Origin of the sequence: Methylobacterium sp. WL12 (assembly GCF_008039475.1) — a bacterium.
GTDB lineage: Bacteria > Pseudomonadota > Alphaproteobacteria > Rhizobiales > Beijerinckiaceae > Methylobacterium > Methylobacterium cerastii.
In genome coordinates, this window is record NZ_VRUW01000122.1 from 1 (window position 1) to 10,599 (window position 10,599).

At 62.7% G+C, this 10,599-nt stretch carries 10 protein-coding genes and 1 tRNA gene; 7 read left to right on the forward strand and 4 right to left on the reverse strand.

The window, feature by feature from the left end; genetic code table 11:
- Window positions 1-279 precede the first annotated feature (279 nt).
- Complete coding sequence (locus FV226_RS25405) at window positions 280-627, forward strand: hypothetical protein (protein WP_187278856.1); 348 nt, start codon at window positions 280-282, stop codon at window positions 625-627.
- 116 nt (window positions 628-743) lie between these two features.
- A complete protein-coding gene (locus FV226_RS25410; RefSeq protein WP_147765109.1) occupies window positions 744-2,531 on the forward strand; it encodes a hypothetical protein in 1,788 nt (595 codons plus the stop codon).
- A 14-nt stretch (window positions 2,532-2,545) separates the two neighbouring features.
- On the opposite strand, the gene FV226_RS25415 is transcribed toward FV226_RS25410, so the two are convergent.
- Genes FV226_RS25415 through FV226_RS25430 form a run of 4 tightly spaced genes read right to left on the reverse strand, consistent with a single transcriptional unit; the run spans window position 2,546 to window position 6,535 of the window.
- Window positions 2,546-3,298, reverse strand: coding sequence for a class I SAM-dependent methyltransferase (locus tag FV226_RS25415; RefSeq protein WP_147765110.1), 753 nt, complete (start codon window positions 3,296-3,298; stop codon window positions 2,546-2,548).
- A 29-nt stretch (window positions 3,299-3,327) separates the two neighbouring features.
- Window positions 3,328-4,017 (reverse strand): class I SAM-dependent methyltransferase, encoded by a 690-nt coding sequence (locus FV226_RS25420; protein WP_147765111.1) that lies wholly within the window; start codon window positions 4,015-4,017, stop codon window positions 3,328-3,330.
- Entirely contained in the window at window positions 4,007-5,191 is a 1,185-nt protein-coding gene (locus tag FV226_RS25425; RefSeq protein WP_147765112.1) for a glycosyltransferase family 4 protein, read from the reverse strand. Before FV226_RS25425 ends, FV226_RS25420 begins: the two co-directional genes overlap by 11 nt.
- A 9-nt stretch (window positions 5,192-5,200) precedes the next feature.
- Window positions 5,201-6,535 (reverse strand): glycosyltransferase, encoded by a 1,335-nt coding sequence (locus tag FV226_RS25430; RefSeq protein ID WP_246691735.1) that lies wholly within the window; start codon window positions 6,533-6,535, stop codon window positions 5,201-5,203.
- Between the two features lie 218 nt (window positions 6,536-6,753).
- Here FV226_RS25430 and FV226_RS28395 point away from each other — a divergent pair, with 218 nt between their 5' ends.
- From FV226_RS28395 to FV226_RS25455, 5 genes are all read left to right on the forward strand, one after another.
- Complete coding sequence (locus tag FV226_RS28395; RefSeq protein ID WP_210246551.1) at window positions 6,754-7,206, forward strand: 3'-5' exonuclease; 453 nt, start codon at window positions 6,754-6,756, stop codon at window positions 7,204-7,206.
- 260 nt (window positions 7,207-7,466) lie between these two features.
- Window positions 7,467-7,543, forward strand: a tRNA-Arg gene (locus FV226_RS25440).
- A gap of 420 nt (window positions 7,544-7,963) precedes the next feature.
- Complete coding sequence (locus FV226_RS25445) at window positions 7,964-8,656, forward strand: site-specific integrase (protein ID WP_246691736.1); 693 nt, start codon at window positions 7,964-7,966, stop codon at window positions 8,654-8,656.
- A gap of 210 nt (window positions 8,657-8,866) precedes the next feature.
- On the forward strand, window positions 8,867-9,370 hold the full coding sequence (locus FV226_RS25450; protein WP_147765116.1) for a hypothetical protein: 504 nt from the start codon (window positions 8,867-8,869) through the stop codon (window positions 9,368-9,370).
- Between the two features lie 631 nt (window positions 9,371-10,001).
- Complete coding sequence (locus FV226_RS25455) at window positions 10,002-10,520, forward strand: hypothetical protein (RefSeq protein WP_147765117.1); 519 nt, start codon at window positions 10,002-10,004, stop codon at window positions 10,518-10,520.
- Window positions 10,521-10,599 lie beyond the last annotated feature (79 nt).

Consider the following 10,599-nt stretch of genomic DNA (forward strand, 5'->3'; position numbering starts at 1 on the left):
TGCAGCCATTGATCCAGATCGTCACGCCATCCGCCAGCATCCGACATCGCGATCACCCATGACCATCGCCATGGCACACGAATCCGCGAAAACCAGCCCCGTTCCCTAAATCTGCCAAAGTAGTGCTAGCTCCATCGCCTCCGCAGCAGTCCTCAGAAGTTGCAGAATGATCACGGTCTCGGCGCTCGGACCCGCTGCCGTGTCTCTCCGCTCGCAAGCCATGCTCATGGTCGCTATCGTCGCTCAAAATCGCGTTGAGGTTGCCAACGGGGGGACTGAATGGCGACGCCGTTCTTCGAGCGACCGATCCTCAACTCACCCTATAGCGTCCCCACGCAGCACCATGCGTTGGACAGTGAGGGGCAGCCGCTGGATCAAGAGCCGGCACAGGGCCGTCGACGCTCGTCCCTGATTACGCCCGTCCCGAAGTCCAAGAAGCAGCGAGGCAAGGGCCGGCAGACCGCTCTTGGTCTCGGCGACGGAACCGACCTTTCTGCAGCTGAGCAGGCCTACAACCCGACGCCAATCATCAACGAAATCCGCGGGCACGTGGCGTCCTGGCGCGCGCTGAGCAGCCCAGCCGACTGGGGCGTCACGTCCACGACCCAGCGACTCCTTCAGCACTAGCGCCGCGAAGACGGGTGGCACGGCCCGCGGCCGTTCTTCTGCCAGGTCGAGGCGGTCGAAACTGCAATCTGGCTCACGGAGGTCGCCGGACGGCAGCATCAGGAATGAGACGCGCGATGGACGACGCACGGATGAACAGGCACTCGTCCCGGTGGAAGGCGGAACCGCGACGCCTCAACCAGATCTTCGGAAACGGGACGGGCCTTCGCGCCCTGCTGCGGTGGACCGGCGGACTCACCATCGCGCTAGCGTTGCTGATTGCCGTATTCTTCGACACGCCGATGGGCGACAAGCCGACCGGGTTGACGACCTTTTTCTACGAACAGGATCTCATCGGGCTCTGGCTGCTGGGCATCGTCCTGCTCGTGGCAGGCGTTCTACCCGAATTCACGCCCTTGGGACGCTGGTCGATCCTCACTGCGCGTCCGCAACGGACCGGGCTAGTAATGGCGGCCCTTGTGACTGCCGTCGTCTTCCTGAGCAACAGAACCCTGTATCGCGGTTTTGCGCTCTCGTATGACGAGGTGATGGCCGAGTTCGATGCGCAGATCTTCAGGTCCGGCGCATTGATCCAGCCTATCTCACCGGAGTGGCAAGCTTACCGAAAGGCGTTGGCGCCACACTTTCTGCTGCCCATCCCCGGAGATGTCGCCTGGGTTTCGGCTTACCTACCGGTGAACGCGCTGATGCGGGCGCTATTCAGTTTCATCGGCTCGTCGGCGCTGACAGGAGCGCTGCTTCTCGGCGTGGCCGTGCTGGCGATTATGAGCGTTTCGCGGCGGCTTTGGCCGGAACGACCCGATGCGGCCGTCGTGGCCGCCGTCCTGCTCGCGCTGTCACCTCAGGCGGTTTTCGCGGCGATGACGCCCTATGCGATGACGGGGCATCTCGCTTTGAACCTGGTCTGGCTCTCCCTGTTTCTGCGGGGCGGCCGGGCCGGGCATGCCGGGGCGATCCTCACCGGCTTCCTTGCCTGCGGCCTGCATCAGCTGATCTTCCATCCGCTTTTCGTTGCGCCGTTTCTGCTCGGCCTGATCGTCGCCCGCTCATGGCGACTGGCGGCCCTCTATGTGCTGGCCTATGGGGTCATCTGTCTGTTCTGGACCCTCTATTGGCCCGCCTTGCTCGCTGTCACTGGGCTGGGCGCCGGGGCCGGGGGGGGACAGGCCGCCGCCGTCGGCGTCGCGTATCAGATGTCGCGTCTCACGGCTCTCCTCGCCGCGTTCGATTGGAACGGGGTGGACCTGATGGCCAAGAACCTCCTGCGCTTCGTCACGTGGCAGAGTCCCGTGCTCTGGCCATTGTTCTTTCTCGCGTGGCCGTCCCTCCTTAGGGGAGACAGCGTCGCGCGCCCGCTGGCGGCGGGCCTCGGCCTCACAATCCTGGCGATGTTCATCCTACTCCCCTACCAGGGGCATGGCTGGGGCTACCGCTATCTCCACGGCTTCCTCGGAAGCGTATGCCTGCTCGGCGCGCAGGGCTGGATCAACCTGACGAGGGGCCTCGACGGGGCCCGCGTTGCATCTGCGCAGGCCTGCCTCTGCCTTGCCTGCGCGGCGGGCCTGATCGTCCTTCCCCTGCGGGCGGCGCAGGTCGACGGCATGGTCGCGCCCTACGCAAAGGCCTCCGAGATTGTGGCTTCGATGGACAAGGACATCGTCCTGATCGACGACACGGCCCTCGTCTTCGGCAGCGATCTCGTTCGCAACACGCCGACTTTGAGCAACAGACCACTCCGAGTGCTGCGCACGAAGATTCAGTCCGCCCAGGATCTGAAGGCGCTCTGTGCCCGGGGTTCCGTCGGAGTCTTCGGGGCTGCGGAGGCCGCGCGTTCGGGCCTCGGCATCGTCAAGGAGGGCGCGCCTCCGGGGCCGACCCCGAACCCCTGCGCGCCCACGCCGTAACGCCGCTGGAAGAGTCAGGCGGCTGTGCGCGGGCGGGAGACCGTCAGGTAGACGCAGGCGTTGTCACGCCGGATAACCTCCGGCGTCACGGCGTCCTCGATCAAAGCCCGAAGGTTCATCACGATCGAGCAGAGACCCGCGACCGCCGCGCCGACCAGCGGGAGCTTGCGGAGGACATACGCGAAACCAGTGGATCTCAGAATGGTGGTCCATGCGAGCGGACCGATGATTGGAACGCATTCGAGCACGTCGAAGCCCCGGCTCGACAGGTCGTGGATGAGCCCCTGACGGGTCCATCGGCGGTGATCCTCAGGATGGGGATGGTAGAGCCACGTCCCGTGCGTCGAGAGGATCATCCGGCCGTCCGGCCGGAGGACCCGCCTGGCCTCCCCAAGATAGGTATCGAGGTCCCGGACATGCTCTAGAACCTGGAACGACAGAACGAGGTCGCAGGAGGCGTCGCCGAGCGGCAGAGTTCCATCGGCATCGATCGCAACGTCGCCCTCGCGACCGAAATCGGCGCCGGTGTAGCGGATCCCGACGTCGGTGAAGGTCTGGCTGTAGGGGCGCGAGCCACACCCGAAATCGACCGCCTCGGCCCCGGGCCGCCGGAGGCGTCCGGCCAGGGCGGCGATGGCGGAGTTCATGCCCCGGAGCAACAACCAGTCGGTGCACCAGACGCCGGGCGCTAACCGGCGTCGGGCGTTCCGCAACGTCGCCCTGTCCTCGTGCACCGTATCCCCCACCACCATCTCGGCCCCTTCCATGAACTGATGTATCCGCCGCAGCGCGACGATCAGGTGGGCCGGGGCATCCAGCGGATCGTGACTTCGAGCCTGTTCGGGAAGAGCTGGCTGAATAGGCCCGAGCGGTAGCGGCCTGTATTCTCGGCCACGATCGTCAGTCCCAGCGCTGCCGCCAGATCCTGCCAGTCGGAGCGCGTGAGGTAGCTGGCGCGCAGCATCCCGGCGAAGGGCACGTTCCCCATGATATCGAGCAGGGCTAGTCTGAACCGATCGAGCATGCCGCGAGCGAGATGATCTTTGATGTAGACCGGGTTGCGGCTGACGCGGCGGCATTCGCGCAGCAGCGGGATCCGGTCCGCCCGTGCGACATGGTGGAGGACGTTGTTCAGCACGACCGCGTCGAAGGAGGCATCGGCGAAAGGGAGGGTTCGCCCATCGAAGGTCGCCACCGCGATGCCGAGCCCTGGAGCGAACCGGTCCTCGACATCCACCGACACAACGCGGTCCAGCTTGAAGACCAACCGCATCGCCTCGGCGAGGATTCCCGTGCCGCCGCCGATGTCGAGCAGGCTGCGATGCCGGGGGTCCCACACCTCGGCGAGACTGGCGAGCAGCTGCGTCTGATAGACGGGCGGCACGACGCGGTAGAGGTTCGCGTGGGGCCGCAGGATCCCGGCGACCTCCGCGACGGTCGGACGATAGGCTGGCGAAGGCGATGGATCGCGCATGTCAGCGTTCATGAGACAGGCCTACGACAGGGGCCCCCTTCGAGGCGCAAAGCCGGTCAAGGATCGCGCGATAGGCGGCGGCGGCCTGTGGCCAGGCGTATCGCGCATGGCAGGCCGCCGCGCAAGCCTCGCGCCAGGCCGCATCCGGGGGTCGGACGAGGACCCGATCGATCGCGGCCGCGAAGGCCGCAGCGGTCGCGTCGGCGTTTGCCGGATCGACCGGGACACCGATGACCCAGCGCTCGAGCTCCGCATCAGCCGTCGCCGTATCGGCGGCGCAGAGCGAGGGTAGGCCGCAGGCGAGGGCTTCCTGAAGCACGAGGGGCAGGCCCTCGCCACAGCTCGGAAGCACGAAGAGGTCGCAGGACTGATAGAGGGCCACCAGCGAACGTCCCTGCCGGTCGTGATATACATGGACATTCGGCAGCGCCCATCGTTCCGGATCCAGGGGGCCCCAGCCTGCGAAGGCGAAGTGCAGCTTCGGATGCGCGCGGGCGAGGATTTCGAAGACGGGAATGCCCTTCTTCTCGACGAAGCGTCCCACGAACAGCAGGACCGGTCCGGTCTCCGGCAGGCCGAGTTCGCGGCGCTGCCGCCGCGTCTCTGCTGCCCCGCCCCCTGGTCGAAACATCGCCGTGTCGACGCCGTTCGGGATGAGCGTCGGGGCGTGGCGGAACCGCAGGCACGCGAAATACTTCCGTGTCGTGCGGCTGATGAAGACCACCTGCTCGGCCGACCGCAGCATCTTCCGGGCGACGAGCTGGTTCGCCACCTGCATGAGCAGGTTGAGACCGCAGTTCCGGTAGGGCACCGACCCGATGTGCTGCACGAGCACGACCGGCCGCCGGCGGAGCCACGCGGCTAGACGAAGGGCGACGTTCGTGGGGTAGAGGCTGTCATGCAGCATCACCACCTCGGATCGGCCAACCTCCCGCCAGATCCGAGCGAGGGCGCAGGGCAGCGGGAGGGGGAAAGGCAGGCCGAGGCGCCGTTCGACGACGTTCGTCGCCCGCAGGGGCCGCGCCGTTCCGCACCCGTCCCCCGCCGCAGGGCCCGGCGTTGCATCGGCCGCGAGCCACGTGACCTGAATGCCCTCCCGCACGAAACATCGGGCGAGCTGCCCCGCGACGATCTCAATGCCGCCGCGGTGCGACTCGAAGAAATGGGTTCCGATAAGAAGGCGCATCCAGAACCCTCACGCGGCCGGGCGCTGCTGCTGAAACGTCAAGGCCGTGTGGGGGCCCTCGGGAAAGGCGTCGGCGGGGAGTTCGCCCGGCGTCCGCCGAGCCGGCCTTCCGTGTGTGGCAAGGAAGGCCGCCTCGTGGCCGCCGATCACCGAGAGCAGGAAGCCGCTGAGACAGGTCTGGGCTCCGAGCACCATCAACGAGGTGCCGAAGACCGCCGGCAGGACCGAGTCAAGCGGCCCGAAATGGTTTAAGGACCAGTATCCGAGCACCGCGAAGAGGACCACGAGGCCCGCGAGGAAGGAGATCGCGCCGAGCGCCAGCATCGACTCTAGGGAAATCCAACGGGCAAGGGCGGCGGTATGGCGGCCAGGCAACCGGTAGCCCTCACGTCTGCCGAAAAGATAAGCCACCGCCGCCAGGAGCCCGGCATTGTGACCGAGCCCGAGCATGGCACCGGCTAGGATGAGCCAGTTGCTCCCTACCGGTCCGGCCGCCGTGTCGCCCAAGAGGGTGGTGACCACCGCGATGCCGAAAATCGCGAGCGCCCCGGTCATGAGGATGCCCGCCGGCAAGAGAAAGAGCCAGGTCGGGCTGAGCATCAGGAGAAAGCGCAGATGGCGCCAGCCGTCCCGCCAGGGGCGGAGGTGGGGCGAGCGCCCGCGCCGGTCAGGTGACAGGGTCGCCGGGATTTCGGCGATCCTCAGCTTCTTCAAAGCCGCCTTGACCACCATCTCGCTGGCGAATTCCATGCCGTTGCCATGGAGATTCAGCTGCTTAAGGCACCCCTTGGTCAGGGCGCGCAGGCCGCAATGGGCATCGCTGACGCGGGTTTGGAAAAGGACGTTGAGGAGACCGGTGAGGATCGGGTTGCCGATATAGCGGTTCTTCCACGGCATCGCGCCGCGCGCGATGCCCCCGCGGAAGCGGGACCCCATGCAGAGATCGGCACCGTCCCGGAGTGCTCCCACCATCGCGACGGCATCCCGAAAATCGTAGGATCCGTCGGCGTCCCCCATCACGAGATAGCGGCCGCGCGCGGCGCGGAAGCCGCCCATGAGGGCTGCGCCATAGCCGCGCTCGGCGACATTGACCACGCGTGCGCCGAGTTCGGCGGCAATCTCGCGGGAGCCATCGGTGCTGCCGTTATCGGCGACCAGAATCTCACCGGAGAGCCCGGCGCGGCGATGGAGTTCCACGAGAGCCGCCTGAGCGCTGGCGATCGCGGTGGGCAATGCTTCGGCCTCGTTGAGGCACGGGAGAACGATGGACACGTCGACGGGGAGGGGGTCGATCACAGCCAGACATGGCCCTTTTGGCAGACGCGTGTGGTCGTGGCTCGTCACGGCACGGGTCCCCATCGAAAATCTTTGTCCAGAAGACTGCCGATGTCCTTAAGAAAGGGTTTCCGAGCGGACCGGGGAGCCTGTCGAGTCTGAATAGAGTGCGAACCGTGCCTCGGGTCGCCCGTGGCCCAAAGGGTTTACAGCCGTGCGGGATATGGACGGGCGTGAGAAGGCGCACAAAGGCACGGTCTCGGTCTTCGACGAGTCACGGGCCCAAAGTGCTGAAGCTCGATGACGAGGCTGCCGAAGGCGAAACGATCCTCGCCTTCCTCGAAGCGGGCTGCGCGGACGGCGTTGTCTCGGTCGAGATCGGCTTGTCCGTGCGCGGCGGAGCACAGCTCGATCGCGCCCGCGCCCGCGCTGTCGCTCTGGCCGCCGGTTTCGTGCCTGTCGAGCCGGGAGACGCACCGCAGGCAGCTGGCGAGAGCGTGATCGTCGGCACGATGCATCTCGCAAAAGGCTTGGAGTTCAAGGTCGTCGTCGTGCTCGCCTGTGACGACGGCGTGCTTCCCCTACAGGAGCGCATAGACACGGTCAGTGACGAGGCGGAATTAGAGGAGGTCTACGAGACCGAGCGTCACCTCCTCTACGTCGCAGCCACGCGAGCACGTGATCGGCTGCTGATCACTGGCGTGCGCCCCGGGTCCGAGTTCCTCGACGACCTCGGATAATTCGAGCGCCGTCTCGGCGCGGCGCAGACGCGGCGCACATCAAGCGCCGCACTCGCGCCGCATCTGCTGCCCCATCGCCGACTCATAGCGACGACTGCGCCGTCACCCTGGCGCACCCGCCACGATTCGAACGGGTGATCTACGCCGCAGGAGCACTCGCCATTATCTCTTTGAGCACCGCCATCGATCTATACACGACCGCCCGCGACACTGCCCCGTTGCGCGCGGCGACCGCATCGGCTAGGAAATCCGCACGGTCAGCACCCGTAGCTCAGCTGGATAGAGCGTTGCCCTCCGAAGGCAAAGGTCACACGTTCGAATCGTGTCGGGTGCGCCAACTTAAGCCCTTCTAGAGCTTAGGTTTTTGGCGATTTGGTCCAGATTAGAAATACGTGAGTGAGCCTGTTTGTCACGCTGCTGTCACAAGCAACGAGACTGACAAATGGCAACGTTTCGGAAGCGCGGATCATCCTGGCAAGCCCAGGTAAGGCGCGACGGCTACCCTGCTATCTCGAAATCCTTCAGCACCAAGGCTGACGCACTCTCATGGTCAAGGGAGAAGGAGCGAGCGGTTGAGCGGTCTGAACTCCCGATAGACCATAAGCAAGCTGGCGGCGTCACGGTTGGCGATCTCCTGATTCGCTATGTGGAGACTGTCACACCGGCTAAGCGGGGAGCACGATTCGAGAGGTCACGGATCAAGACCCTCCTAGCTCACCCGTTAGCCCAGGCTTCCCTGGCCAAGCTCTCCCCTGCCATGGTGGCTCGCTACCGTGATGATCGGTTGGACTCCGTTAGTGGGGACTCAGTGAGGCGTGAACTCACCATCCTGCGTCACTGTCTGACCCTGGCTAAGCGAGAATGGGACGCTCCGCTTTCGGTCAATCCTGTCCTGAGCGTCACCCTTCCTGCGCCTTCCAGAGCACGGGACCAACGGCTTGAGGCTGATGCAGGTCGGCGGCTTCGCGCAGCTATTGGCCCCGCCCACGCTTGGTACCTCCTGCCTCTCCTTGAACTCGCCATCGAGACCGGAATGAGAAGAGGTGAGCTGCTTGCTCTCTTGTGGAGCAATGTCAGCCTGGGGAATCGCACAGCCCACCTACCAATCACAAAAAACGGTCACCCTCGGACAATTGCGCTAACTCCGAAGGCAATCGAGGTGTTGAAGGCTCTTCCTCAGACTGAGGCACGCGTCATACCGGTCAGTGGCAATGCGGTTCGTCTCGCTTGGGAGCGTCTAAGGGAGAGAGCCAGCCTACCGAACCTCCGCTTTCACGATCTCAGGCACGAAGCTGTCAGCAGGTTCTTCGAGGCTGGTTTGACTGTGCCAGAGGTTGCGCTGATGAGTGGTCACCGCGATACAAGAATGCTGATGCGGTACACTCACCTGCGACCTGAAGCGATTGCTGAGAAACTGGCTAGGGCCTCGGAAGGCTGCTTTACCGCATAATCCTGACATCATTAAAATCATGACGCGTGAATGGCTGCCGTGGATAACCATGCGCAAGCCCCGCATTGAGCCCGTGACACGGCAGAAGGCCTATGCTCAAGCTAAACCTGCCGTACAGGGTTCACCTTTGAGAAGCCCACGGAATCAAAGGTTTACGAGGGTAGCCAAGTTAGGCGGCACTCCTCGGAATGGGGATAGGGCTCTGCGTTGATGCTGTACCGGCTGTTTAAGCGGTTCTATACCATTACCGCTTGTGTGACGGTTTTAGCTGGCTGTGACGCTGTGGCTGACAAGTTCAATGCCGGGACAACTTTGGCTTTTCAGAAGTGTATGGACCGCGGAAAAGATCAGCCCATTGAGCGCCAGACTGTGAAGACATTCTGTATAGCTCAGCATCAGAACCCTAGTAGTATTGAAATATGGGCATCAGGAAAATACGAGAAAGAACATAATGGTGAGTACCGTTATATAGGATGGCTTTGGAACAAATCGAATGATCACATTCTGACAAGCGTGACGGTTATACTATCTAAGAAGGCTCCTAGCGAAGGTGGGGCTATCCCATATACAACAATAGAAAACATATGGATCGAGCCCGGTAAGTCGCAAGCTTACATTATTGATGCAGATAGAATAAAATTTCAACCAAATGAAAGTAGCCTTGAAGAAAATGTAGGGCGGCAGGTGCCCGACCAGAAAGGCATCAAGATCTAGCTGTAAGGAAAGCTAGCTCGCTCGCCTGAGCCAACCCCATAACCCCCGTGGAGCCGTGGCTAACCCCTGCCACCTGTCGCGCTCTTCCTTCAGCTCAGTAGCCCGACGCTGTTCGACCTCTAGATGGGCTTTGAGGGACCGAGTTCAGGAGCCCGTATCCGTTCGGCCTCAAGGGCAACCTTCAGCTCTGAGAGTTCCCCCTCTATACGTTTAACGTGGCGTGTCAGGACGGCTGTGACGACTTGGAAGGACGTGTCATCGGACGGGGAAGAGACGTGTCAGAACCCGTAGCAGTGGACTGCTCATGGGATGTATCAAAGGGGTAAATTCGGACGTGTCGATAGCGTCCTCAGGCACCTCGATGCGGGCCTTGCCGTCAATACCCTTCCTGCGAACCCATTGCTTACGGATCACATGCTGCCGGGCACTCACACAAGTGATCCCGAAGGTGCTGGTTATCTCGCCATACGAGAGGAGGCGGACGTCAGCGATTACGTGTCATGCCCGGTCAGATTCATGTAAATGGACGGGTGTTTGGACGTACTATAGGATGTGCGTGCTAAGCCGGTCTTAAGCACGGCTGGACCAGCAAGAGGAATCTAAGGGTGACCAGGGAGCAGCGATCAAAACGATGACGCCTCTCGCCTACGCAGGGCAAATTGTTGTCCCAACAGCAATCGATGCGATGAAAAACCCCGCGGATAAAAGGCTGGCCTATCTGACATGCATCGCCGTTTATCACTTGCTTGACTACCTGGCGTTGGCATCCATTACCGAGACAAAATCCAACCGGGAGCGCAAGGAGAAGTGCGAAGAGGCGGCTAAGGACATCAGGACGAGGATGGAAGCCCGGTGCCCATCTGAGTTCAAGGCAGTTGGAGATATTTGCAACGGCTTGAAACACCCAGCACGAGCCATTCGTCCGGAAGATGCGGTGATAGAGATACCTAGATTTAAGTCCGGGATTATGGGGTCTGTGTTCTATGTAGGTCCCGGGATGGGGCCGAGCCTCGCCGTTCAAGTTGATGGTAAGCTTATCTTTCTAGATCAATGTATTATGACCGTACTTGAGACGTTCCGAGATCTTTACCCAGATAAGCTAATGGCGTCCGCTGCTTTAGACGAATGGCGTCGCGGCAATTCATTCTAAGTGGATAGAAACTCGTTTGTGATCTTGCTACAAAAATCTCTTAGCTCAACTTCCTCCCCCGATTGAGCCTTTATCCCCC

Excerpts from the sequence above, each read along its gene's own strand:
- FV226_RS25405 (WP_187278856.1), top strand. The coding sequence starts at position 280 with ATGGCGACGCCGTTCTTCGAGCGACCGATCCTCAACTCACCCTATAGC.
- FV226_RS25410 (WP_147765109.1), top strand. The coding sequence starts at position 744 with ATGGACGACGCACGGATGAACAGGCACTCGTCCCGGTGGAAGGCGGAA.
- FV226_RS25415 (WP_147765110.1), bottom strand. The coding sequence starts at position 3,298 with ATGGAAGGGGCCGAGATGGTGGTGGGGGATACGGTGCACGAGGACAGG.
- FV226_RS25420 (WP_147765111.1), bottom strand. The coding sequence starts at position 4,017 with ATGAACGCTGACATGCGCGATCCATCGCCTTCGCCAGCCTATCGTCCG.
- FV226_RS25425 (WP_147765112.1), bottom strand. The coding sequence starts at position 5,191 with ATGCGCCTTCTTATCGGAACCCATTTCTTCGAGTCGCACCGCGGCGGC.
- FV226_RS25445 (WP_246691736.1), top strand. The coding sequence starts at position 7,964 with ATGGTGGCTCGCTACCGTGATGATCGGTTGGACTCCGTTAGTGGGGAC.
- FV226_RS25450 (WP_147765116.1), top strand. The coding sequence starts at position 8,867 with ATGCTGTACCGGCTGTTTAAGCGGTTCTATACCATTACCGCTTGTGTG.
- FV226_RS25455 (WP_147765117.1), top strand. The coding sequence starts at position 10,002 with ATGACGCCTCTCGCCTACGCAGGGCAAATTGTTGTCCCAACAGCAATC.